Source organism: Sulfuriferula sp. GW1 (assembly GCF_047300855.1).
Classification (GTDB): Bacteria; Pseudomonadota; Gammaproteobacteria; order Burkholderiales; family Sulfuriferulaceae; genus Sulfuriferula.
This window is the reverse complement of sequence record NZ_CP170197.1, coordinates 2,432,263-2,455,505: the sequence shown is the minus strand read 5'-3', so window position 1 is coordinate 2,455,505 and position 23,243 is coordinate 2,432,263. Positions and strand designations below refer to the sequence as shown.

Genomic DNA, 23,243 nt, shown 5'->3' with positions numbered 1-23,243 from the left:
CATGTTGAATGCATCGCTGCTATCGATTATCGAACAGGCGGGAGTTGCTGTGCTCACCCTGACCGAAGGGCTGGAAAAAGATGAATTCGTCGCCTCGCGTCTTACCCGCGCGGAAACCCGGCGCCAGGTAAAGATCATCAGCGAGAGCGCAGCCAGCCTGCCGCCACAGATGCAAACCATGCTCGCCGAAGTGGACTGGGCGGGGTGGCGCATCGTCGCGCGTCAACTCGGCGTCGACAAGGGCGCAGAACAGGAGGCGCTGTGGTTCGCCGTGAGTTCTCTGGTACCGGCCACGCTGATGTGGATGCAGGTCTACCGTAAAGAGCGGCCGGAGATTTTCGAATGCAAGCCATTGGCTGATGTGGGCGGAACAAGACCATGAATCTGCAGATCGAGCGGCCTTATGTCGAGGCCATGATTACGGAATTCCCGCGCCTCGCGCCGCTTCAGGACCAGTTGCGCTTCGGCAACAATGTCACGATGCCGTTCAACCAGCTCTCCGGCATCGAACTGGGTTTCCTCGGCGAGCTCTACCGCGAAGCCGGTCCTGGCATGCGCACCCGCGCGGCGCAACTCGCCACGCTGCAACGGGCGTTCGATGGCCAGGGCACCCGCTTTGGTCCCGACGACGATCTGGAAATGCTGATGCCGGCGATTGCCTGCTACCTGGCGACGGATGCCCTGCGTGGCTGGCTGTTTCGGGTGAACGTATCGGACAAACCGCTGGCCTATGTGGTCACCCGTCTCGACTACATCGCGTCGTCCAACGACGAGACCGGCAAGGTGGTGCTGGAACTCAGGGCCAATGCCAAGGGCACGCTCGCCACAGCGACCTTCCGCATTTCCGCCACCGACATCATCGGCAAGACGGTGGCGGAAATTTTCGCCGCCAAGGGCTACGTGCGCGAAAGCGACGAACTGATCAGCGCTTACGACGATAGCGTAGCGCGCTATTTCGACTGGCGCGGCCAGTATGGCGCGCAGTTCTCCGCCCAGGGCACCGGTTTTTACGCCGAAGACCCGACCGCGACCCACCGCGACACCGACTGGTCGCGCAAGGACGTGGTGGTGCTGTCCTCCGGCGGCGGTGTCACCCGGCTGGTGAACGACGAGAGTATCCTGAGTGCGCGCACCACCACGCTGGAAGCGACGGGGGATATCCTCGGCCCGTATCTGCGCAAGGCGGCGAAGAGCAATCAATACAATGCAGAAACGGAAGTCGGCGAATCCCGGGCCGCGATGCCCAAGGGTCTGTTCACGCAACTGCCGGTGCATCCCTACATCTTCATGTTCCACCTCGATCTGCACCACTACCTGTGGGTGCATGTGGACGACATCGCACCCTATGAATACCAGCCGGCATTGAAGCAGAAGCTGATTCTGCCGCCGGAGCAGACCGACCTCATCGACATCCTGACCGCCGAGATGGATGTGCTGATGGACGACATCGTGGCCGGCAAGTCCGGCGGCACCACGGTGCTGTGCGCCGGGCCCGCCGGCGTGGGCAAGACGCTGACCGCCGAAGTCTATTCGGAAATCATCCAGCGTCCCTTGTACCGTGTGCATTCCGGACAACTGGGGCTGAACGTGGCGGCGATGGAGACTGCGCTCAAGGACGTGCTAACGCGGGCGCAGCGCTGGGGCGCGGTGATGCTGATCGACGAGGCGGATGTCTACATCAAGCGCCGTGACGACAACATCGCCATGAACGCCGTGGTCGGCGTATTCCTGCGCGTGCTGGAATATTTCAACGGCCTGTTGTTCCTCACCACCAATCGGGTGGATGACATCGACGAAGCCATCGTCTCGCGCTGCATCGCCATGATCCGCTATTACCCGCCCGACAGTGAAGCGCGGCGCAGGATCTGGCAGGTGATGCTGGAGCAGTTCGCGCTGGCGGTCGATGACGCACTGCTGGACGAACTGGTCGCGCTATTCCCCAGTGCCAGCGGCCGCGACATCAAAGGGCTGGCCAAGCTGGCGGCCAAGTTTTGCAACCACAAGCAGGTCAAACCCAGTTCCGAGGTATTCAGGCGCTGCTCGATATTTCGCGGCATGGAACTGGATCGGCCAGCGCAGCAGCCTTGTCCCGTATGAATCAGCAACAGGAGAAGCCCATGCAAGCATGCATCACATTCGAAGGCGAACACGTCAACATGGCATCCCCGGACGAGATCGCCGCAGGCATCAAGGCAGCCAGCGTGGTGTTCTCACACCACAACGCCGACCCGCTGGCCTGCGCGGCGGCCAAGGAAAAGCTCGAGAAAGACGAGCCGCTGACCAGGGATGAAGCGCTGCTGTGCGTGATCTGGCAGACGGCGGAGGACAAGGCCTTTCGCGCCGTGACCTTGAACTGGATGGTGCGCGGGGATACCGACATCTGGCTCGCCGTGAGCCCCAGCGCGCAATGACCGTCGAACAACTGATCATGGCACTGCAACAGATGCCCGGGCAGGCGGTGGTGCTGTTCGAAGGCGATGCCGGCTACTCGCTGGTCGGTGGCCTGAACATCGAAGAAAACGGTAACGGCATGCCGGACGAAGTGATTCTGTTTCCGTCGATGGAAGACGATTAGGAACCTGTTCTACCCCGCGCATGCAACGCATCATAGGAGAACCATATTATGGGAACTTACATCAAGACCACCGAGGATGGACGCAGGCTGCAAGTCATCGGCCGCGCCGTCTTTCTGGACGGGGTGATGGAGGCCGAGTGGCTGCTTGCGATTGTCCAGCACCCCAACTGGAAAGCCATTCTCGAAGCGGTGCCCAATGCCACCCATCTGGCCGGGCGCGTCCCGCTCACCTGGGAAGAGGCGCTCGTCGCGCAGGCTGCACTGAACGAAGCGCGCGACGCGTATGAGTCCAGCCCGACCGGCATTGCCGAGCGCATGCGCGTTTCGATCAATGTTGTTACCTCGATCCGCGACTGAGCCGCACGTATGATCTACATTGTTGAAATTCCCCACCAGAAGCGCCCGCATGCCTGGTTTGCGTTTAGCCGCGATGACTTTGTGCTCAAGGTGCGTGCGACCCATGGGTCGAAAGTGGATCAGGCTGGAGCGGCAAATGAATTCGATGCGTGCGTCGCTGCGCTTGCGCACGATCTCAAGGATTATCGCGTACACCTCAGCGATGAGCTGGCGATCGGCGCGCTGCAGAGCGATCCGCTGTACGACAAGTACGAGGGGTTTTACGCGCACATGGCGTTGCGCGAGCAACTGGTTGCGATGGACGCCCTGGAGGACGATTTGTAAGGTGCTATGAAATGGATATTGCCCGGGAGTCGCCATGAATGAGATAGACGTGGACATCGCCGTCGTCGGCGCCGGTCTGTGCGGCCTGGCGCTGGCACGCACACTGCACGCACGCGGACAGCGTTTTCTGCTGTTCGAGGCACGCGCACGGCTGGGCGGGCGGATACTGGGCGAACGCAGCGCCAGCGGCATGGCGCTTGATCTCGGCCCGACCTGGTTCTGGCCCGAGGCCGAACCGCACATGGCTGCGCTGATTGCAGAACTGGGTCTGGATGCCTATCCCCAGCACGATAGCGGCACGGTGCTGCGCATGCGCGATCCGAACGAAAAAACCGAAAGCAGCGATCAAGCCGTCCATGGCGGCGCGCAGCGCCTGAGCGGCGGCATGTCCGAACTGGTGCAGGCGCTATCCGGATTCCTGCCGACGGAACATCTGCGGCTGGCGCATGAACTGGTCGCAGTGACCGACGTGGGCGCGTATCTCGAACTGCGTTTCCGCTGCGATGGTGGGGAAACCGGCGCGGTTGAAACCGTGATCCGCGCGCGTCGCGTGGTGCTGGCCGTGCCGCCGCGTTTACTGCTCGAGCGCGTGCGCTTCACACCCGCGCTCGACCCGGCACTGATCGAGGCGATGCGCGCCACGCCCACCTGGATGGCCACGCAAGCCAAGGCGCTGATGACCTACACGCAGGCTTTCTGGCGCGCAGACGGCCATTCCGGCAATGCCTTCGTGCGCCATGAGCAGGCGGTGCTGGGCGAAATCTTCGATGCCTGCGGCGGCACCGACCCCAGCCTGAGCGGCGCAGCGCTGGGCGGTTTTTGCGCCATGAATCCGGAACAGCGCAAGCACTTCGAATCCGGCATGCCCATGCTGGTGCGCAGCCAACTGTCGCAACTGTTTGGCGAACCTGCCGAGCTGGGTGAGCTGCATCTCCATGACTGGGTTGACGAGCCGTATACCTGCGCGGTGCTTGATCAGGCCGAGCCCGCCGATGCACCCGAATACGGCCAGCCCGCGCTGACGCGCAGCTGGTACGGAGGTCGATTGCATTTCGGTGCCAGCGAGACCGCACTGCATGGCGGCGGCCATATGGAAGGCGCGCTGGACGCCGCCATGCGATTGCAGCAAGCGCTGGCTCCGGCGCGCTCGTCTCAGCCCCTCTCCGCGCTCAACGCGCACTGCATCGAGCGCTTCGCCACGTGGGCGGGTGTGCAGCGTGAATCAGCGCTCGCTGCCTACCAGCGCACGCTGCACGAACGGCTATCCGGCCAGGCGCGCGAGCAACTGACCCGTCACAGCGTGCTGGACAGCCTGGGTGAGATCTACGACGCAGCGCTGCGCCAGCTCGCCGAACTGCCGTTCGACGCGAGCGGCTCGGTGCTGGAGCCCGGCTGGTCCGAGCTCACCCCGCCGGTACTCCAGCCCATGCACAGTTTCGGCACGACACTGCTCGACGAAGTGCTGCGCTTTAACCGCAGCTCCTGCGCGATCTCGAACTTCCCCGACGAGCACACGCCGGAGTCGGCGTATCTGGAGGATATCCGGCGCGATATGTACGCCGCCTGGCGCAGCTTCGTGCTCGCCGGCAACGACATCCTGATGCAAAAAGCCTCATGAAGCTCTACATGACCCCCGGCTCGTGTTCCACCGGCATCCATATTTTGCTGGAGGAACTCGACCAGGCTTTCGAGGCCTATATCGTGAACCTGCCGGCAGGCGACCACACCAAGCCCGATTACCTGGCGATCAACCCGAAGTCCAGCATCCCGACGCTGGAGCGCTACGCTGCCGCGCCACCCGACGAACTGCGCCATCTGGAAATCAGCTGCTCGTCGTAACGATATGGAAGCCGAAACCGGCAGCGGATTCGTGGTGGCTGAAATGAACACGCACCACTTCATGTTCAAGGGTGCGGGGCGCAACCGGGAAAGCGCTCGCGTCGCGCTGCTGAACGCCTGGCGGGTGCATCGCAGCGCACTGCTGGCACGCTACCCGGAACGGACTGACTCCATTCCGGACGAGACCAAAATGGAACAGCATTTTAAAATTCATTATCTGGAATTCGAATTGGATGCGGGCTATCGCGATGGCGAGCGCCTGGTGTGACCAGCCTGGCGCGCGAGCGCTTTCCATCACCTCTATGAAGAGACTCAAACCATCATGAATTATGCCTTTCCGCCCGCCCCCGTCGTCACCCTGGACGCCATGTCGAGCAACCCGTTTCCGGTGCGCCGCATTTTCTGCGTCGGGCGCAATTACCCCGATCATGCGCGCGAAATGGGCGCCGATCCCGAGCGCGACGAACCCTTCTTCTTCATGAAGCCAGCCGACACCATTCTGCATAACAATTCCGTGCTGCCCTATCCACCCGCCACCAGCAATTTGCAGCCGGAAGTGGAGTTGGTGGTGGCCTTGCACAAGGGCGGCAGAAACATCCCGGTCGACAAGGTCGATTACGACTATGTGTTCGGCTATGCCGTGGGTTTGGACATGACCCGGCGCGACCTGCAGCTGGCCGCGCGCGAGAAAGGGCGACCCTGGGATATGGCCAAGGGGTTCGACCATTCGGCGCCGTGCAGCGCGATCACGCCGGAGTTTTATGCGGGGAACATCAGCCGCGGCAAGATCGAGCTCAAGGTGAATGGCGAAATACGCCAGAGCGGCGATGTCGGCGACATGATTCTGAAGATTCCCCAGATGGTTCATACCCTGTCGAATCTGGTCGAGCTGTTTCCCGGCGACCTGATCTTTACCGGCACCCCTGCCGGCGTGGCGCCGGTGGTCAAGGGCGATGTCATCGAAGCCACAGTCGCCGGGCTGGAGCCGCTGATCATCACGATAGGCTAGCTGTCCCAACAAGGTTTTCGCGTATTCCAACCAACAGATCGCACGCACACCATGAGCAACCATCCTCTGTTTGATCACAACCGCGTGATCTTGAGTCACTACGACAGCTATAGCGCCGCCCTGGTCTTTGCCCGCTACGGCGCCAGCATTCTGGCGACCACGCCCTTGCCGCAATCGGCTGCACCCATGCCCGCACCCGGCGACGTCACTGAACTACACAACCCCGGCGCGGTGCTGGCAGCGATAGTGGCGCAAGCGGGCCTCGACCCCGTGCTATTACGCCTGGATGAGGGCTTCCAGGGATGGATGTCGAGCGACAGCGGTCCCATTCGCCTCCATCTTGTCCGTTTCACGACACTGGATACGCCTCGCCAGGCGATAGAACCGCTCGGTGGCGTATTCAAGTCGATCAGTGAAATGCGCGGACTCCCCATGATCGAGCTGAATCTGCTGCGTCAGATTTTCAATCTGACCATGGGTGGCTGAGCCCTCGCCACATGCGGCTTTTTATCAATCAGGAGTGAAGCATGGCTTACGAAAACGTCTGCAAACAGAGTCTGCTCTACGAGGGAGAACTGGTTCCCTGCAAGCTGGGCGATCAGGAAATCGTCATCATGTGGCCGGACGGCGGCAAGCCCAAAGCCTATGAAGCGCGCTGTCCCCATGAAGGCGTCTCGCTGGGACGCGGTGATTTCAACGGTCGCATCCTGTACTGCACCGCGCACGGCTGGGTCTTCGACGGCCATAGCGGACAATGCCTGCAGCCAACCGGGTGGGCGATGAAGGAGTACCCCATGCGGCTCGAAAACGGCATGGTGCAAGTGGATATTGCAGAGACCGACACGACGCCGGGTTGAGTTACTTCGCCGTTGCTGGACAGGGTTTTGAACCTCACCGGGAAAACAGGAGAACATCATGTCTTTGGATTTGAAAATGGAATGGTCCGATACCGACGTCGCAAAATTGTTAGGCTCCGTCAATGATGATCGGGACTGGCGTCTGGAAGCCGACAAGAACGGCATCGTCAGTTTGCAGGACAAAACCAGCCATCCGACCGACGTCGCCTATGACGAAAGCCTGCACTGCTTTTTCGAGATGTGGCATCAGGGAACCGACTTTGTCGGCGCCTCGGCGGCGAGCGACAAACAATTGGTGGCAAGTGTTGCAAAAGCCTTGCGCAACAACTATCCCGATCTGGTCAAAGGTCAGTTTATTTTTATCTAGCCTTCCCGAGCCCGGCTCGTGATTCCCGATATGCCCATGCCCTCAAAATTTACCCCTCTCCCCCCGGAACTCCTGCAGACGCATCCCGCGTTGAGCCTGCTGCGCCTGGCGGCGCTATCCGCCGGCCCCGATGGCAGGCTGGACGACGAGACGCTGGAGCTGATGTTCACACAGGTCGCAACTGGCGCACTGGTCGGCATGGTGGCGGCCGACGCGTGGCCGGAACTGGTTCGCGGCCTGATGGCCCGGACGCCATCGAACATGTTCCGCACCCTGTACGCCTGCGGCGCGTTGACAGAGGTGCTGCCCGACGTGGCGGCCGTGTTCGGCGTGCCGCAAATCGCCGACGATCCGCCGCAGGTCGACATCGGCCAGCATCTGCTGTGCGTGCTGGACGAGGCGGCCCGCTGTGGCGCGCCATTGCCGGTGCGCTTCGCCGCGATGGCGATGCATGTCGGCAAATCCGACTCTCCGCCCGAGCATCTGCCCATCCACTATCGCCACGTCGAGCGCGGCCAGCCGCGCATCGAGGCGATGTGCGAACGTTTCGGCATTTCGGCAGATTGCCGCGAGCTGGCCCTGCTCGCGCTCGTCGAATGCGAGCGGGTGCACCGCGTATCGGAAATACGTGCCGGCCCCGTGGCCGCAATGCTGGAACGCCTGGGCGCGTTCGACCGGCCGCAACACTTCACGCAGTTGATGACGCTGTGCGCGTGCGACTACCGCGCCTATCCGCGGCGCACGACGCACGACTATCCCAAGGCCAGCCTGCTGGACATCGCGTTAAAGGCTTGCGCCGCCATCGATGAAACCGGACTCTCCGCAGATGGCTTGCAGGAAGCCCGCGCCGCCGCGATCGCCATCGCGTTCGGCTCGGAGCGCTGGTCGAATTCGCAGACATGAGCCAGCCATGACGACTGCAGCCACGGATACCGGCAACGTTCGACACCCATCCATCCGCTGCGCGTGTACGCCGAAGCGGCGATCCCAAAGCCGGTCATGAAACGCTACAAGGCATTCCTGCGCGAGGGTCTGTTCGGTTAGCCTGTCCATAGCCGGGCGCTTTGCGATGAAGGATTACATCCACGAACTCAGCGAACAGCGCATGGTCAGGCGCGCCCCGGATCGGCCGATCGATTTCGGGGCGGACCGGGATTACATCTTCTCCTGCTTGAAGGATGTCGAACACAGCTTCGGATTGCAGGAATTTCCCGGTCTCGCCCCGCAACAGATACCGGCGCGCGTGCTCATCCAACAGCTCATCGTCTGGTGGCGCACCCTCGAACCCGCCAACGCGACCCAGCAGACTGCCTACGCCCGCCTGCCAGGCACCATCCGGCTCATCGACACCATTTCCGCCTGGTGGGCGGAGCGTGCTGGCAACGCGCATGGGGATTGAGGTCGGGGAGACAGAGCGGGCTGTCATGCGTTCCGGATGGGTAGGGGTGGCTGAAAACCCGGAAGGATGAGTCGCTCAGTTGTTACGAAAAGGCGCTGAGCAAGTTATTGGTTTGTGAAATAACGCATTGCGACCGTAGCCAAAATTCCAACAATCGCCAAAATCGCCATTGTCTGAAGTATGGTAAGACCTTGTTGTGCATTTTTTGCATTGCCCATATTTGATTATCCTAATGTGGATAGATTGAGCTTCCCCCGGTTTCTTCGTCTGCCAAAGGTCGGCAGCATTCACCGTGGCATCAGGCGGCCACCCGAAAACAGAATCCGGTCTGCCGATATGACAGAACTGCCGCCTGGCGCCTCTTGGCCGGTACGCGTAGCGGCCAGAAGTAACTGTCTTTGCTTATCCGGCGCGTCGATGTGCAAACGCAAATACTGTTTGACGAACAAAGCGGTTTGGCAGTAAAACCAGAACTCCCGTGTCGCTACGTTCCGACTATGCAGTTTGCGTCGAACAAGCAGTCAGGTTGCCATTATGAATGAATCTCCCGTTTGCCCGATACGCATACCGCCCGATTTTTCAGGGGTGACAGAGGTGAAGCTCACACCGCAACAGCCGCTCAAGGATTATCTGGAAGCCATGCGCGTAGCCAATGCCGAGGCAGATTCCCGCCTTGGCGAATACATGCTGCTGTCGTGGTATGACCACGACCGCGATTTCGAATCCCCGCAGCATGCCAGCGAATGCCACGAGAACAGCGCCGTACCGGGCTATGTCGATTACGGGCTGTTCCATGGCGCCAAGCTGAAGGTGGACATTGAAGCGGGCCGCTTCGTGTTCTTCTACATGCCCGTCGATTCCTAAGTGAATATCATAATCAGCCGCTGGCTAAAATCCCCCAAACGGTGCCGCTTGCCTGTCAGCGAGGCGATACCAGCCCAGTGATGAACATGAAGGTCTGCTGCTCGGCCTTTGCAGGCACTGGGGTCAGTCCATAGGATCCGGGGATCAATTAAATCAGGCTATAGTAGCCGAGGTAATTCGATAAAGCTTTAGAGTGATGATAACAATTGACCACCACGAATGGGCGGTAATACGGCTGGCAACCCTACAACAAAGAGGGCAAGCGGGGCACTTGCTATTTGCCACGGTAACGCTACTTTCGCCCGACAGGCCGCCACCATCCAAGATGAGTGGTCTTGATCGATGCCCAGTTGGCAAAACCGGCAAAACTATTTTTTTCCGTCGAACGGTGTTGACCGCACATGCCGCAATTGATTGGTATCGCTCGCTTGGAAATGCCAGTGAAAAGGCACCGATTCCGTCACGCCAGGAAGATGTTGAAAAAATCGATGGCGTAGAGATTGCGGTTTCCCAATTGATTGACGACCCGATTTGGCCTCATCTCGGTTTGCCAATGGGAGAGGGATTGTTTGCCCAGCCTACAGGACGTAGCCACCCTGCACCTTTTATGGGTAACGTACCCGCCCGTATCCATCGCCGCATTGGCAGCCAAGATGGTTTTGATGCATTGCTTGCCGATGACAATGCATTGTCTTTTATTGCTAGACGTTTGCATATTGATTTACGGCAATACACCGAATACTTGGGAAGTGTCGCATTGGTCGTTCCTGACCCCATTATCAAGCAAATTGACAACTTCATGATTCCCGTTAGTGATGAGCGAGGAGAAAGGATTTTTTATCGCTTTGTCCCAAGACCTGGTCAGACACTTGAAGGCTTGAAGATTACGACGTTTGATGAGCAAGCTCATTTACTCACCAGTTTTGAAACGCGTGATATACCAGTTGATGGCATTTTGGACGTGGATAAGGGTAGTTGCATGGGTGCGTACGGCTATGTAGTGACGCATCCTGAACATGGGACGCTGGTGTATCAGCCCCCTGCTCACTTTATTCGACAAATTGGATTCAATATCCATGCCATTAGAGGTGGAGATATCAAAGTCAGTGTGCCCACTGGCGATTCGCCAGGTTCAGAACGCATGGAGTACATGGCATCAAGCCGTTCACACCTGCCGAAAACTAGCATAGTGGGAGAAGAGTCAAGCACGCCCAATGTGAACGCTCGGGTGGTAATTGCAGCTTCTCAGCGCGAAAAATTAGCGAGCGCCAAGCAATACGGCCAACGCTGGTTTGCAAATGGCTCCCGTACAGAGGCTATGCGCTTTGTCCAAGGTGAAATCAGAAAAGCACGGTCGCGGGTCATGATTGCTGACCCTTACCTTGCTGGTTTGCAGTTGGGGCAGTTTTTGTACGCAGTCAATGGTAATGCGGTCAAGGTCATCTTGTTGACTTCTGGCCTTGCTTTCAAGTCCAAAGGGGCAAAAGCGTCGTTATTGGAAGATGTCAAAAACCGACTCGATCACTTAGCGAAGCAAGTCAAAGTCACGGCAGATGTGCGTGTACTTGCACCATCCGTCTTGCATGATCGATTCTTGGTGATTGATGACGCCGTCTGGTTTCTTGGCAACTCTCTGAACGCCCTAGGCGATAAGACATGCATGATTGTCAAACTGCCAAATCCTGATGAGGTTATTGAATATTTGCAAACCATGTTGGAACAAGCCGAAAGCTTCGATAGTTACAGAGAAAAGCAACTCATATCATCTCAGGGGACAACGAAATGAGCAGATTTGGCCCTAGTCTCCAGATCGCCACTCAACCCCAACGACCTTTGCCCGACAAGGAAATTTTGTGGGGAAGTCAGGATGGTGGTTGCAACCGTTTTCCAGAAAAAGATGCGATTAGTGAAAGGAGATATTCTGACAACCCCATGCCGTTGCTTGCTTTTGGCCGTGCAGTCTCGGAAGCATTGGATCGCGTATGGATCGTTGATGAGTATCTGCTGATGCCAGATGAGAAAAAGGGTGACTCCGTTGAGCAAGTAAAGCACAGGGTTCTGAGACGAATCGAGAAAATTGTGGAATGGATGCAGCCAGAGCTGGTCGCAAGTGACATCCGGTTTTTAACAAAGCATCATGCAGAAGTTTTTGAGGCAGGTGCGCTGGAGCGACTTCAAGAGCGTGCTCAAGAAATCAATGCTCGTTCAGCACGACGCCCGATGAAGTGCACTATCGAAGTAAGAACCCATCTCACGCAGAAATTTAATTATATCCATGATCGCTTCGCCATCATTGACGATGAGTTATGGCATTTCGGTGGAACAGCAGGTGGTTTTCACGCTTCAGTCAGTGCGGCGAGTCGTGGGTGGCGAGCTACGGATCACGGCGCGATCCAATTTTTTGAGATGGCTTGGAATGCAGGGGAGCAGAAATGACCATGCAATGGCCCAGTGAACGCGAAGCTGCCAATCGACAGTCTTTTACAAACGCATCATTCAAAACAGAACAAGACTTTCGTCAATTGCTGGACGCTTGCACAGAGGTTTTGCCGGCAACATTCGATCAGGCCGTGGATTGGGTGGTGCAACAAGGCGGTGAAGTTACTGAACTTGAACAGCAAATGACTGTGATTTGCAATCAAGTCGATTTGCAGGATTTTCCAGACAGCAAGAATCTGCTGATGACCTGGACATGTGCTACGGCACTTGCCCAATCGCCGTCAATGCAAACCTGGGAGAAGGTAAAAAAATTAAAATACGATTCGGGGCAGCTTGAGCAGTGGTTAGCTCTTGCCATGATGGTGCTAGCCGAAAGAAATCCGGATGCGCGCAAGGCTTACATTGACTTGGCTAAAGAAGCATTTTGTGCGCTAGATAGTTTCAAATTGGTATCGCTGTCGAACCGTAACAACCAAGAGCGTACTGGCGCTTGGGCATATTGGAACGAGTGTGGCAACAAGCTAGATGAAATCTGGTGGGGGTTGCGAAATTGGCGTGACATCATGAATTACGGAGAAGAGTTCCCGCTCTTTCACGTAATGTCCGAGTTGGCTCCTGATGAATTCGTCCACGTTGTCGTGCAATCAGCCAATCCCTATCTTGTACATTCAGTATTACTCGTGACAGGCGTGGGTGCTTTCTCCAGCCGATTTATCCAATGGGAAAAGATCACCGCCGCTGCCCCATCGGCTTTTGAAGCCGACGGTACATGGAATGGCTCAGTTTTAACGCCCTTGCTCTTGGTCGAAGCCCATGACCAGTTATTGCAGACGGGACGAAACATCCCCCACATCGATGCTTCTGAAACTGATGTTGAAAGAGCCAAGCAAGAAATTTACAGTGGCGTTGAAGCTGTAGTATCCACCTTAGCCCCGCGACAAGATGCCTTGCCTCTGTTTGCCCGATGGTCAACATGGCTGATGCGACAATTGCTGAGACATTCGGAAAAGGACATCAAAGATGTGCGATCTGCTGCCTTTGTTGATGACGCTTTAATTGAAGCGATTGGTCGCAAGCTAAAAGACCAGTCTGTGATCCAAGTCAGCCCAAGCGACGCACCTGCGTGGGAAGCATGGTGTTATCGCTGTGTGCTGGCCTCGCATGCAAACAGCGGTTTTATTGATCCGCCTGCCAGCTCGGATTTTTTGGCGGAGTGGACTATCTCGCCTGATGAATGGGCAGTGGAAAAAGGTCAGCGCTTGCGCGAGCGTGCGAGTTTGACCGTCATCATGAGCAAAGAAATGCCAGGAATGGCCGCGCATTCATTGGCCTACTCCATCGTTCGATCAGGGTCTCCCACTGAAGCATGGATAGGTATGTGGAATGCCACCCATACCTTGCGCGAAATTGTAGAGTTTGGTGATGCCGATGCATCGGACGATGAGTACCACTCCCGCTCAGAGGCTGGAAAACTATTGCTTCTGGTGTTTCGCATCGGCCTTGCCATCCTCGATCAACGTGTTGCTCAATGTTTAAGCAGTGATTCGCACGAAGCCAGATCGCAAGCAAAGCTGTTTGAAGCGTTGGCCTCAGCATTGCGCGAAATGCGTGAAATCGACGACACACTGAACCGTGATGAATGGCTTGCTGCCGTTCGGCATTTGGCAATTCGTCGTTTTATTTGGGAGGCGCAAGCGCCAGAAAGTCAAAAGCAGGGCCGCTACCCTGTTTTTCGCCCTGAGGACACTCCAACTTTTAGCGGTTACCTGAAGGCCGCGAAAAGCGATGCCATCGAGTTGCTGGCCGTCTTGCAGTCGGTTCTTATGAACGATCCCGACACTTCTCGGCTTCAAAATGAGCTTCATGCAGCGTCAATCAATTTATCCGATGTTTTAGGGACGGTCAGACGGCTCAATCAATACGACCCACGTAGATATCCCATTGATGAAATCCAATTGCAAAGAATAGAAGGCTTCAATGGTATCCAAGCCTTAAGCCATTGACGCCATCAAACCAGACTTGCTCTTAACCATTCGGGGACATTGCCGAGCACGTCAGAAAATCTGTCTGACACGGCAAAGCCGGATACTGCGTGATAAACCATAAGGGTCAGCCTCGCATTGCCTAAGCAGGGCTAGGCAGCCTGCAACAAAAATTCAACCTTGACTGCATCGAACGGAAAGACGATGCGGCCGTCATCTATGCGGTCGAGCAGGCCAGCGTTCAGCAGCGCCGTTACATCTCCATGCACCGCCTTGACGTCGCGCTCGACGCGTCGGGCTGCTTCGCGGATGGACACCGGCCCGGCACCGCAAAGTGCCTTGAGTAACTCCCACCGTTTGGCGGTCAGCACTTGCCAAAGCAATTCGGGGGATGCAAAGCTGATGCGCGCGGTTTTTTGCGGTTTGCCTGTCTGCCAGGCATGCACGAAATCCGCCATCGAATCGGCGGGGGATCGCACATCAAGCGTTACGGTTTTCATGGTTCCACCTCTCAATATCGTGCTGAAAGTCGGCGATCAGTTGTTCGGGCGTCGTGAAGACGTAAGCGCGTTCATCATTACCGAAATGCCGGTGATCACCTTTTCCTGCTTCGTTGTCGTATCGCAGCACGCTTACCCCACGCACCACATAAGCCAGTCTGTACTTGAATGCGTGAGCGGAACCGGCAACCGGCTTCGCAAGCCGCCACAGCATCAATTCGGCGAAAGCAATCTCGGAGTAGGTGATGCGGGTGCGAACGAGCTGAACGGCTTTCATGTTGGAGACAATACCAACAGGCGTGGGTGTTGTCAATTTCTCCAACGTCTATGGGTGGTCAATTCCCAATCCGCCGGCTTTCTCCACGGTGAGATGAACCGGAAGCATGCAATGACCGCGCCGCGGCGCGGGCGTTTTTTGCCGCTCGGGGCGTATCAGAGGCGGCAAGGAGTGATGTCGGCGGTATCGACCAGCACTTCTCCGTTCTCGATCTTCAGCGGATATTCGGCGAGGGAACACGGCTTGCCTTTGACGCAAGCGCCCGATTCACCATCGAATCCCCAGTCGTGGTGGGTACAGGTCAACACCTTGCCATTGAAGCGCGCGTCGGCCAACGGCTCGTTGGAATGCGGACACATTCCCTGGAAGGCACGTGGCTGGCCATCCTGCGGCCATACGATCAGGACCAGCGTACGATTGACCGCCGCTACTTCGTATTTGCCTTTTCTCAATTCGTTTTCTTCACATGCTTTTGCGAACATAGCGATTCCCTTCCCAAGCGTTTATGCGAATCCAGGCTGACTTGATCATGACGCCGGGCAATTCATCCATCACCACGATCAAGACCATCTTCTTCAGCTAATTCCACACCGGTGACACAGACATCGCCGTCGTCGATCACCAGGGTGACGGGGGTCAGCTGCTGTCCCTTGCACGGCCCGATGAAGCAGTTGCCGTTATCCAGATCGAACTGCGCGCGATGTTTGCCGCAGGTCAGGAAGTTGCCGTCCTCATCCAGGAACTGTCCATGCTCGGTATCCAGCCGGCTGCCGGTGTGGGGGCAGACGTTTTCGTAGCCGAAGAAACGGTTCCCCTTGCGCCCGATCACGATGGGCCAGGGTTTCGTTTCGCCGGTCTCGGTGCGCACCGCCAGCCAGAATCCGCTGGGCTGGTCTCCGTCTATCTGGTTCGTGCGGCAAATTGCAAATAGCTCATTCATATTGACGCTCCTGTTTCGGGTGAGGGGTGGGGCGGCGGCTCGGGATCATCGCTGACGCGGGGGGCGCGCTATTCGGGCTGGTTGCGCATGAAATCGGCGGTCTTGAACAAGGCCTGCTGCAGTTCCGTGCGCAGGTCTGGCGCAAGCCCGACATCGTGCATGGCGCGCACCATGCACGCCATCCATTGATCCCGCTCGCTCACGCCGATGGCAAAGTGCGCATGGCGGCGGCGTAAAAAGGGTTGGCCGATGTGCTCGGCGAACAGCGCGGGACCGCCCGTCCATTCGCTGAGAAACCAGTAAAGCTTGTTGCGGGATTCGCCCAGATCCTGCGGATGCAATTTGCGGATGCCGTAATAATCCGGATCCTCGTCCATCAGGTCATAGAACCGGTCGACCAGTCCGCGCACGGCTTCCGCCCCGCCAAGACGAGCGTAATGGGGATTCGCGTTGACGATCGCAGCATTCATGATGGCGGGCATCCTGGATTGCGGAGTGGTTTCATGCTGCAAGGTTTGCCACCAATGTCACCTGTAACAAACCCTGCTGCGGTGCCGGAGTTAAACCGGCCGACCTTCGTTGGGGTTGCGCACTGGCCCCATGACGCGCAGTCCTTCTTCGTAGCTTATGGCGGGGAAGGTGGCGGAAAACTTCAGCGCGGTGTCGGCGATCCGGTTCACCTTTCCTGCCGTATCCAGGCGCTTGAGATCGATGCGCTCCAGATACAGCAGATCCAGCATCTCGTTGTAGACCGTTGCCTCAGAGATGGGCAGCACATAAAACGTCGCACCGTTGTAAGCAACCTGATAGCGCTTGGAGAGGTCGATGTTGTCGCAGAACAGAAAATACTTGCCGTCCGCAGTCAAGGTGGGGCCCATCGCCTCCGCCAGCGGTTTCAGGGATTCAAAGGAAAGCAGATAGGCCGCCATGAAGTCGAGCCCCGCCTTGCCTTCCTGCGCCACGGCGATGACCTGATCGGCCGTCAGTTCCGGCGGACGTGCTTCGTCGGCAAACTGCGGCGCGAACTTGATGGCGATTTCGCCACGGAATCCGAAGCGTCCGGCCTCGCCGGTGGCGGCTTTGAATACCGGATTCTGCAAGCGCTTTTCTGCATCGAGTTGTTTGAAGGCGGTCTGGTCTAGCGTGGTCATGGCGTGCTCTTTGCTCAAGTTGAAGGGATTTCGATCAAGCTTGCTACAGCAAGAGCAATGCCAGCACTGAAAATAAACACAAACAATTGATTGTAAATATAAATAATTGAAATACACGCCGCACATCCAGTGTCGGGAATGCTACAAAAGGCAGGTTTTATTGGTGCCTATCCAGCAAAGCCCGCGGCATCGAAGCACATCGCGCCCGGTTCGTCGTCGGTCTTTGTGAGGGCAGGGGGCTGGAATATTTCCATGGACTGAGCCGCGCGCTGGAAAGCGACACACAACCGGGAAAACACAAGCGCCATTGTCGCAAAACATACAAAGCTTACACAGGAATGTGCCCCTCAATATGTCAATTAATCATCTTATATTCAATAAGTTATAGTTATTTATAAGACATGGCACATGAGTTGCTTTTAGTCGGGCATGACCGGCGGAGAAATATGCCGCCCCCTAAACGCAAGCTAACCAGAGCGAGACGTTCATGCCCAAGGTGCCCATCTATCTCGACTACTCCGCGACCACGCCAATCGACCCGCGCGTGGCGGAACAGATGATTCCGTTTCTGACAGAACAATTCGGCAACCCCGCCTCGCGATCGCATGCCTTTGGCTGGGATGCGGATAAAGCCGTGGAACGGGCGCGCGAAGAAGTCGCGGGGCTGGTGAACTGCGATCCCAAGGAAATCGTCTGGACTTCGGGTGCAACCGAGTCGGACAACCTCGCCATCAAGGGCGCAGCGCAGTTTTACAAGGGCAAGGGCAAACACCTGATCACCGTGCGCACCGAGCACAAGGCGGTGCTCGACCCGATGCGCGAACTGGAACGCCAGGGTTTCGAAGTCACCTATCTCGATCCCGAGCCGGACGGCCTGCTCGATCTGGAAAAATTCCGGGCCGCGATCCGCCCCGATACGATTCTCGCCTCGGTCATGCACGTGAACAACGAGATCGGCGTGATCCAGGACATCGAGACCATCGGTGAACTCTGCCGTGGCAAGGGCGTGCTGTTCCATGTGGACGCAGCGCAATCCACCGGCAAGGCACCGATCGACCTCGCCCGAATGAAGGTCGATCTGATGTCCTTTTCCGCCCACAAGACCTACGGGCCGAAAGGCATCGGCGCCTTGTACGTGCGGCGCAAGCCGCGCGTGCGTCTGGAAGCGCAAATGCACGGCGGCGGCCACGAACGCGGCATGCGCTCCGGCACGCTGGCCACCCACCAGATCGTCGGCATGGGCGCGGCGTTCCGCATCGCATCCGAGGAAATGGCCACCGAGAACGAGCGTATCCGCTATCTGCGCGACAAGCTGTGGGCCGGCATCAGCACGCTGGACGAAGTGCACCTCAACGGCGACATGCTGCGGCGCGTGCCGCACAACCTGAACGCGAGTTTCAATTTCGTCGAGGGCGAATCGCTGATGATGGCGATCAAGGATCTTGCGGTATCCAGCGGCTCGGCCTGCACTTCGGCCAGCCTGGAACCGTCCTACGTATTGAAGGCGCTGGGGCGCAACGATGAGCTGGCACACAGCTCGATCCGCTTCTCCATCGGCCGTTTCACTACCGAGCAAGAAGTCGACTATGCCGTGCAACTGCTGCACAAGCACGTCGGCAAGCTGCGCGATCTGTCGCCGTTGTGGGACATGCACCGCGCCGGCGTAGACCTGAATAGCGTGCAATGGGCTGCACACTAAGTACTGCACACCAAGGAGAGTCACATGTCTTACAGCGACAAGGTACTGGATCACTATGAAAATCCCCGCAATGTCGGAGCGCTCGAAGCGGGTGACGCTTCAGTGGGCACCGGCATGGTCGGCGCCCCGGCCTGCGGCGACGTGATGAAGCTGCAGATCAAGGTGAACGCCGACGGCATCATCGAGGAAGCTCGCTTCAAGACTTACGGTTGCGGCTCCGCCATCGCCTCCAGCTCGCTGGTGACCGAATGGGTCAAGGGCAAGACTCTCGATCAGGCGCTGGAAATCAAGAACACCGCCATCGCCGAAGAACTGGCGCTGCCGCCGGTCAAGATCCACTGTTCGATTCTGGCCGAGGACGCAATCAAGGCCGCAGTTGCCGACTATCGCAACAAACACGAAGTCGTCGACGCAGGCTACGCCGCCTGCAACCCGACTGCCGCATAAATGCCGCACTCACAGGAGAGCAAAAAATGGAAACACAGACCCTCAGCCCTGTTGTAGAAATGCCTGTCCCCAGCCCCATCGTTTTTACCGAAGCGGCGGCAAACAAGGTCAAGGAAATCATCGCCGATGAAGGCAATACCGCGCTCAAATTGCGCGTCTCCGTTACCGGTGGCGGCTGTTCCGGCTTTCAGTACGGTTTCAGCTTTGACGAGAACAGTGCCGAAGACGATACCGTGATGGAGAAATGCGGCGTTTCACTGCTGATCGATCCGATGAGCTTCCAGTACCTGATGGGTGCTGTAATCGACTACCAGGAAAGCCTCGAAGGCGCGCGCTTCGTGATCAACAACCCGAACGCCGCGTCGACCTGCGGCTGCGGCAGTTCGTTTTCGGTGTAAGGGGACAGGGCATGGCTATTACGCTTTCAGAACGTGCCGCCAACCGGGTGCGGAAATTTCTCGACCAGCGCGGCAAGGGGGTCGGTCTGCGCCTGGGTGTGCGCACCAGCGGCTGCTCCGGCATGGCTTACACGCTTGAGTTCGTGGACGAAACCCTGCCCGAGGATATCGTTTTTGAGTCCTTCGGCGTCAGTGTGCTGATTGACCCCAAGAGCCTGACTTTCCTTGATGGCACCGAACTGGATTTTGTGCGTGAAGGCTTGAACGAAGGCTTCCAATTCAACAACCCCAACGTGAAGAATTCCTGCGGCTGCGGCGAAAGCTTCAACGTATAGCGAGAACAACATGGCCCTCCTCAATATCGCAGAACCGGGTTTATGTGCGGATCCCCACCAGCATCGGCTGGCTATCGGCATCGATCTGGGCACCACCAATTCCCTGGTAGCCACGGTGCGCAGCGGATCGGCGTCGGTGCTGGAAGATGAAACTGGGTGCACCCTGCTGCCGTCGGTAGTGCGTTATGTACAACAGGATGTCATCCCGGAAGTCGGTCTGGAGGCGCAATTGCACCAAACCGACGATCCCCATAACACCATCGCCTCGGTCAAACGCTTCATGGGGCGCGGACTCAAGGATGTGCCCGGCGCGTCCACCACGCCTTACCGCTTCGTCGACAGCCCCGGCATGGTGCGCATCGAGACGCGCGCCGGGGTGAAAAGCCCGGTGGAAATTTCGGCTGAAATTCTCAAAGTGCTGCGTAGCCGCGCTGAATCCAGCCTTGGCGGCGAGCTCACGGGTGCGGTCATCACCGTACCGGCTTACTTCGACGACGCCCAGCGCCAGGCAACCAAGGATGCCGCGCGCCTGGCCGGCCTCAACGTGCTGCGCCTGCTGAACGAGCCGACCGCAGCCGCAATCGCCTATGGCCTGGACAATGCATCGCAAGGCACATTCTGCATCTACGATCTGGGCGGCGGCACCTTTGATATTTCCATCCTGCGTCTCAGCCAGGGCATCTTCGAGGTGGTCGCCACCAACGGCGATTCCGCACTGGGTGGCGACGATTTCGACGAATGCATTTATCGCTGGATCGTCGAGCAAGGCGCAATCGCAGACGTCACGGTCACGGATGCCCGCCTGTTGTTGAGCCTGGCGCGCAAAGCCAAGGAAACCCTCACCGAGCATGACGAGGCGCGCATTTGTGCCTCGCTCTCATCCGGCATGGAACTCGACCTGAGCCTGAGCGCCGAAACCTTCTTCGCGCTTACCGCCAGCCTGGTCGCCAAAACAATCAATCCCACCCGCAAAGCGCTGCGCGATGCTGGCCTTGGCATGGATGACATCGATGGCGTGGTGCTGGTCGGCGGCTCCACCCGCATGCGTCACGTGCGCACCGCAGTGGCTGATTACTTCAAGCGCGAACCGCTGACCAATCTCGACCCGGACAAGGTCGTGGCGCTGGGCGCCGCGATGCAGGCCAATCTGCTGGTGGGCAACCGCAAGGCGGACGACTGGCTGCTGCTGGACGTGATCCCGCTGTCGCTGGGACTCGAAACCATGGGCGGGCTGGTGGAAAAAGTCATTCCGCGCAATGCCACCATCCCGGTTGCCCGCGCCCAGGAGTTCACCACTTTCAAGGACGGCCAGACCGCCATCAGCGTCCACGTGGTGCAGGGCGAACGCGAACTGGTCAGCGACTGCCGTTCCCTCGCGCGCTTCGAACTGCGTGGCATTCCGCCCATGGTGGCGGGCGCGGCGCGCATCCGTGTCGCTTTTCAGGTCGACGCCGATGGTCTGTTGTCGGTATCCGCCCATGAGCAGACCAGCGGCGTGCAGGCCACCATCGAGGTCAAGCCCTCCTATGGGCTGGGCGACGACGAAATCGCGCGCATGCTGCAGGATTCCTTCACTCATGCCAAAAACGATATGGACGCACGCAACCTGCGCGAGCAGCGCGTGGACGGCCTGCGCCTGTTGGAGGCCACGCAGGCGGCAGTGGATCAGGACGGCAGGCAACTGCTGTCCGACACGGAGCGTGCCAGCATCGACCGTGCCATGGAGACGCTGCGTGTCCTGCTGACCGGCCACGATCACGTCGCCATCAAACGTGCAGCCGACTCGCTTAACCGGGCCACCGCCCAATTCGCCGCCCGCCGCATGGACGCAAGCATACAGCGCGCCCTTACAGGTCAGCGGCTGGATGCAATCGAGGTATAAAACCATGCCGCAAATCATTGTACTGCCGCATGAAATCCTGTGTCCGGACGGTGCTGCGATAGACGCCGAGAGCGGCAGCAGCATTTGCGACAGCTTGCTCGCCGCCGGCATTGATCTCGACCACGCTTGCGAACAATCCTGCGCCTGCACTACCTGCCACGTCATCGTGCGCGAAGGATTCGCCTCCCTGGATCCCGGCACCGAGAAAGAAGACGACCTGCTCGACAAGGCATGGGGTCTGGAACCGGAATCGCGCCTCGCCTGCCAGACTCTCGTTGACGGCGCCGACCTGGTGATCGAGATTCCCAAGTACTCGATCAACATGGTCAAGGAAGGTCATTAATCCAAAAGACCATTTTCGCCACAGAGAACACAGAGGCCACAGAGAAACAATCCGGGAAAGCGCGTCGCACCTGCTGTTTTTTTCTTTGTGGCCTCTGTGGCAAATCGCCCTGAAAGGAGAACTCCATGCGTATCGGCATCCCGAAGGAAATCAAGGACCACGAATACCGCGTGGGCGTTACCCCGTCCGGCGTGAGCGCACTCAAGGCCCGCGGCCACGAAGTGCTGGTGGAAACCCTGGCCGGCGCACGCATCGGCTTCAGCGATGCCTTGTACGAGGCGGCCGGTGCGATGATCACGGGGCGTAGCGAAGTGTACGGCTGCGACATGGTCATCAAGGTCAAGGAGCCGCAGCCTTCCGAAGTAGCGTTGCTACGCGAAGGACAGGTGCTGTTCTGCTATCTGCATCTCGCGCCCGAGCCGGAACTGACGCGCGGCCTGCTGGAGCGCAAAGTGATCGGCATCGCCTACGAAACCGTGACCGACGCCCAGGGCAATCTTCCGCTGCTGATCCCCATGTCGGAGGTGGCGGGGCGCCTCGCGGTGCAGACCGGCGCGACGGCATTGCAGATCGCCCACGGCGGCAGCGGCGTGCTGCTCGGCGGGGTACCGGGCGTAGCGCCGGGCAAGGTGGTCATCCTCGGCGGCGGCGCATCCGGCATCAATGCAGCGAAGATGGCGCTCGGTCTCGGCGCGGAGGTCACGGTGCTCGACATCAACCTGGCGCGTCTGCGCTACCTGGACGACGTGTTCGGCATGCGCGTGAAAACGCGTTTTTCCGAACCCGCCGCCATCGCCGAACTGACGCGCGAGGCGGATCTGGTCATCGGCGCCGTGCTGATCCCCGGCCAGCGCGCGCCGCGCTTGCTGACACGCGACATGATCAAGGCGATGAAGCCGGGCTCGGCCTTCGTGGATATTGCCATCGACCAGGGCGGCTGCGCCGAGACCTCGCGTCCAACCACGCACTCCGACCCCATCTATGTCGAACACGGCGTGGTGCATTACTGCGTCACCAACATGCCGGGTGCCACCGCGCGCACCTCCACTCTGGCGCTGACCCAGGCCACGCTGCCGCTCGCGCTGGAACTCGCCGACAAAGGCTGTGCGCGGGCGCTGCTGGACAATCCCGGGCTGATGGAGGGCCTCAATGTATTTCGCGGCCAGGTCACGCATCGCGCTGTCGCTGCCGACCTCGGTTACGCCTTCGAAGCTTTTGCCATGACTGAACTGGCGGCTTAGGCCATCGTGTCGCAATCC

General features: G+C 58.5%; 32 protein-coding genes. 26 read left to right on the top strand and 6 right to left on the bottom strand.

The annotated features are described in order from the left end of the window. Position 1 precedes the first annotated feature (1 nt). The 19 genes from ACFDAU_RS12075 to ACFDAU_RS11985 all read left to right on the top strand — a co-directional run bounded on the left by ACFDAU_RS12075 (position 2) and on the right by ACFDAU_RS11985 (position 14,033). Complete coding sequence (locus tag ACFDAU_RS12075) at positions 2 to 382, top strand: hypothetical protein (protein WP_413437149.1); 381 nt, start codon at positions 2 to 4, stop codon at positions 380 to 382. Next, positions 379 to 2,097 (top strand): ATP-binding protein, encoded by a 1,719-nt coding sequence (locus ACFDAU_RS12070; RefSeq protein WP_413437148.1) that lies wholly within the window; start codon positions 379 to 381, stop codon positions 2,095 to 2,097. The genes ACFDAU_RS12075 and ACFDAU_RS12070 overlap by 4 nt, the downstream gene beginning before the upstream one ends. A gap of 20 nt (positions 2,098 to 2,117) precedes the next feature. Further along, positions 2,118 to 2,411, top strand: a complete 294-nt coding sequence (locus ACFDAU_RS12065) for a hypothetical protein (RefSeq protein WP_124703979.1) — start codon at positions 2,118 to 2,120, stop codon at positions 2,409 to 2,411. Beyond that, positions 2,408 to 2,575, top strand: coding sequence for a hypothetical protein (locus tag ACFDAU_RS12060; RefSeq protein WP_170227465.1), 168 nt, complete (start codon positions 2,408 to 2,410; stop codon positions 2,573 to 2,575). Before ACFDAU_RS12065 ends, ACFDAU_RS12060 begins: the two co-directional genes overlap by 4 nt. Before the next feature lie 48 nt (positions 2,576 to 2,623). Further along, positions 2,624 to 2,932, top strand: a complete 309-nt coding sequence (locus tag ACFDAU_RS12055; RefSeq protein WP_413437147.1) for a hypothetical protein — start codon at positions 2,624 to 2,626, stop codon at positions 2,930 to 2,932. Positions 2,933 to 2,941: 9 nt separating this feature from the next. Then, the gene (locus tag ACFDAU_RS12050) at positions 2,942 to 3,256 is read left to right on the top strand and encodes a hypothetical protein (protein WP_413437146.1); all 315 of its coding nucleotides are present in this window, start codon (positions 2,942 to 2,944) and stop codon (positions 3,254 to 3,256) included. A 34-nt stretch (positions 3,257 to 3,290) separates the two neighbouring features. Beyond that, positions 3,291 to 4,874: a flavin monoamine oxidase family protein gene (locus ACFDAU_RS12045; RefSeq protein ID WP_413437145.1), complete on the top strand. Its 1,584-nt coding sequence runs from the start codon at positions 3,291 to 3,293 to the stop codon at positions 4,872 to 4,874. Next, positions 4,871 to 5,095 (top strand): glutathione S-transferase N-terminal domain-containing protein, encoded by a 225-nt coding sequence (locus tag ACFDAU_RS12040; RefSeq protein WP_413437144.1) that lies wholly within the window; start codon positions 4,871 to 4,873, stop codon positions 5,093 to 5,095. Before ACFDAU_RS12045 ends, ACFDAU_RS12040 begins: the two co-directional genes overlap by 4 nt. Before the next feature lie 4 nt (positions 5,096 to 5,099). Then, positions 5,100 to 5,363: a hypothetical protein gene (locus ACFDAU_RS12035; RefSeq protein ID WP_413437143.1), complete on the top strand. Its 264-nt coding sequence runs from the start codon at positions 5,100 to 5,102 to the stop codon at positions 5,361 to 5,363. 54 nt (positions 5,364 to 5,417) lie between these two features. Further along, entirely contained in the window at positions 5,418 to 6,104 is a 687-nt protein-coding gene (locus tag ACFDAU_RS12030) for a fumarylacetoacetate hydrolase family protein (RefSeq protein ID WP_413437142.1), read from the top strand. A 51-nt stretch (positions 6,105 to 6,155) separates the two neighbouring features. Continuing rightward, positions 6,156 to 6,590 carry a hypothetical protein gene (locus ACFDAU_RS12025; RefSeq protein ID WP_413437141.1) on the top strand — a complete coding sequence of 145 codons (435 nt, stop codon included), beginning with the start codon at positions 6,156 to 6,158 and terminating at the stop codon, positions 6,588 to 6,590. A gap of 41 nt (positions 6,591 to 6,631) precedes the next feature. Continuing rightward, positions 6,632 to 6,961, top strand: coding sequence for a Rieske (2Fe-2S) protein (locus ACFDAU_RS12020; RefSeq protein ID WP_413437140.1), 330 nt, complete (start codon positions 6,632 to 6,634; stop codon positions 6,959 to 6,961). 58 nt (positions 6,962 to 7,019) lie between these two features. Further along, the gene (locus ACFDAU_RS12015; RefSeq protein WP_124703988.1) at positions 7,020 to 7,328 is read left to right on the top strand and encodes a hypothetical protein; all 309 of its coding nucleotides are present in this window, start codon (positions 7,020 to 7,022) and stop codon (positions 7,326 to 7,328) included. A gap of 36 nt (positions 7,329 to 7,364) precedes the next feature. Continuing rightward, complete coding sequence (locus ACFDAU_RS12010; protein ID WP_413437139.1) at positions 7,365 to 8,231, top strand: tRNA nucleotidyltransferase; 867 nt, start codon at positions 7,365 to 7,367, stop codon at positions 8,229 to 8,231. Positions 8,232 to 8,397: 166 nt separating this feature from the next. Continuing rightward, entirely contained in the window at positions 8,398 to 8,727 is a 330-nt protein-coding gene (locus ACFDAU_RS12005) for a hypothetical protein (RefSeq protein ID WP_413437138.1), read from the top strand. 534 nt (positions 8,728 to 9,261) lie between these two features. Continuing rightward, positions 9,262 to 9,591, top strand: coding sequence for an AF1514 family protein (locus tag ACFDAU_RS12000; RefSeq protein WP_413437137.1), 330 nt, complete (start codon positions 9,262 to 9,264; stop codon positions 9,589 to 9,591). Between the two features lie 325 nt (positions 9,592 to 9,916). Further along, the gene (locus ACFDAU_RS11995) at positions 9,917 to 11,377 is read left to right on the top strand and encodes a VPA1262 family N-terminal domain-containing protein (protein ID WP_413437136.1); all 1,461 of its coding nucleotides are present in this window, start codon (positions 9,917 to 9,919) and stop codon (positions 11,375 to 11,377) included. Next, entirely contained in the window at positions 11,374 to 12,027 is a 654-nt protein-coding gene (locus ACFDAU_RS11990; RefSeq protein ID WP_413437135.1) for a hypothetical protein, read from the top strand. The genes ACFDAU_RS11995 and ACFDAU_RS11990 overlap by 4 nt, the downstream gene beginning before the upstream one ends. Beyond that, positions 12,024 to 14,033 (top strand): hypothetical protein, encoded by a 2,010-nt coding sequence (locus tag ACFDAU_RS11985; RefSeq protein WP_413437134.1) that lies wholly within the window; start codon positions 12,024 to 12,026, stop codon positions 14,031 to 14,033. The genes ACFDAU_RS11990 and ACFDAU_RS11985 overlap by 4 nt, the downstream gene beginning before the upstream one ends. A 131-nt stretch (positions 14,034 to 14,164) precedes the next feature. On the opposite strand, the gene ACFDAU_RS11980 is transcribed toward ACFDAU_RS11985, so the two are convergent. The 6 genes from ACFDAU_RS11980 to ACFDAU_RS11955 all read right to left on the bottom strand — a co-directional run bounded on the left by ACFDAU_RS11980 (position 14,165) and on the right by ACFDAU_RS11955 (position 16,880). Further along, positions 14,165 to 14,512 carry a DNA-binding protein gene (locus tag ACFDAU_RS11980; protein WP_413437133.1) on the bottom strand — a complete coding sequence of 116 codons (348 nt, stop codon included), beginning with the start codon at positions 14,510 to 14,512 and terminating at the stop codon, positions 14,165 to 14,167. Beyond that, positions 14,493 to 14,825 carry a DUF6516 family protein gene (locus ACFDAU_RS11975; RefSeq protein ID WP_413437132.1) on the bottom strand — a complete coding sequence of 111 codons (333 nt, stop codon included), beginning with the start codon at positions 14,823 to 14,825 and terminating at the stop codon, positions 14,493 to 14,495. Before ACFDAU_RS11975 ends, ACFDAU_RS11980 begins: the two co-directional genes overlap by 20 nt. A 119-nt stretch (positions 14,826 to 14,944) precedes the next feature. Next, positions 14,945 to 15,271 carry a Rieske 2Fe-2S domain-containing protein gene (locus tag ACFDAU_RS11970; protein ID WP_413437131.1) on the bottom strand — a complete coding sequence of 109 codons (327 nt, stop codon included), beginning with the start codon at positions 15,269 to 15,271 and terminating at the stop codon, positions 14,945 to 14,947. Between the two features lie 62 nt (positions 15,272 to 15,333). Beyond that, complete coding sequence (locus ACFDAU_RS11965; protein ID WP_413437130.1) at positions 15,334 to 15,729, bottom strand: Rieske (2Fe-2S) protein; 396 nt, start codon at positions 15,727 to 15,729, stop codon at positions 15,334 to 15,336. Positions 15,730 to 15,797: 68 nt separating this feature from the next. After that, positions 15,798 to 16,199, bottom strand: a complete 402-nt coding sequence (locus ACFDAU_RS11960) for a group II truncated hemoglobin (protein ID WP_413437129.1) — start codon at positions 16,197 to 16,199, stop codon at positions 15,798 to 15,800. A 90-nt stretch (positions 16,200 to 16,289) separates the two neighbouring features. Beyond that, on the bottom strand, positions 16,290 to 16,880 hold the full coding sequence (locus ACFDAU_RS11955; protein WP_413437128.1) for a hypothetical protein: 591 nt from the start codon (positions 16,878 to 16,880) through the stop codon (positions 16,290 to 16,292). A gap of 487 nt (positions 16,881 to 17,367) precedes the next feature. Between ACFDAU_RS11955 and ACFDAU_RS11950 the strand changes: the two genes are divergently transcribed. The 7 genes from ACFDAU_RS11950 (at position 17,368) to ald (ending at position 23,225) form a co-directional block, all read left to right on the top strand. Then, the gene (locus ACFDAU_RS11950) at positions 17,368 to 18,579 is read left to right on the top strand and encodes an IscS subfamily cysteine desulfurase (protein ID WP_413437127.1); all 1,212 of its coding nucleotides are present in this window, start codon (positions 17,368 to 17,370) and stop codon (positions 18,577 to 18,579) included. A 24-nt stretch (positions 18,580 to 18,603) separates the two neighbouring features. Continuing rightward, on the top strand, positions 18,604 to 19,026 hold the full coding sequence (gene iscU / locus ACFDAU_RS11945) for a Fe-S cluster assembly scaffold IscU (protein ID WP_124703999.1): 423 nt from the start codon (positions 18,604 to 18,606) through the stop codon (positions 19,024 to 19,026). A gap of 26 nt (positions 19,027 to 19,052) precedes the next feature. Continuing rightward, positions 19,053 to 19,424 (top strand): iron-sulfur cluster insertion protein ErpA, encoded by a 372-nt coding sequence (gene erpA, locus ACFDAU_RS11940; RefSeq protein ID WP_133372248.1) that lies wholly within the window; start codon positions 19,053 to 19,055, stop codon positions 19,422 to 19,424. Positions 19,425 to 19,435: 11 nt separating this feature from the next. After that, on the top strand, positions 19,436 to 19,759 hold the full coding sequence (gene iscA, locus ACFDAU_RS11935) for an iron-sulfur cluster assembly protein IscA (RefSeq protein WP_124704000.1): 324 nt from the start codon (positions 19,436 to 19,438) through the stop codon (positions 19,757 to 19,759). 10 nt (positions 19,760 to 19,769) lie between these two features. Next, positions 19,770 to 21,641, top strand: coding sequence for a Fe-S protein assembly chaperone HscA (gene hscA, locus ACFDAU_RS11930; RefSeq protein WP_413437126.1), 1,872 nt, complete (start codon positions 19,770 to 19,772; stop codon positions 21,639 to 21,641). A gap of 4 nt (positions 21,642 to 21,645) precedes the next feature. Further along, on the top strand, positions 21,646 to 21,984 hold the full coding sequence (gene fdx, locus ACFDAU_RS11925; protein ID WP_413437125.1) for an ISC system 2Fe-2S type ferredoxin: 339 nt from the start codon (positions 21,646 to 21,648) through the stop codon (positions 21,982 to 21,984). A 125-nt stretch (positions 21,985 to 22,109) separates the two neighbouring features. Next, a complete protein-coding gene (ald, locus tag ACFDAU_RS11920; protein WP_413437124.1) occupies positions 22,110 to 23,225 on the top strand; it encodes an alanine dehydrogenase in 1,116 nt (371 codons plus the stop codon). The last annotated feature ends 18 nt before the right edge of the window (positions 23,226 to 23,243 follow it).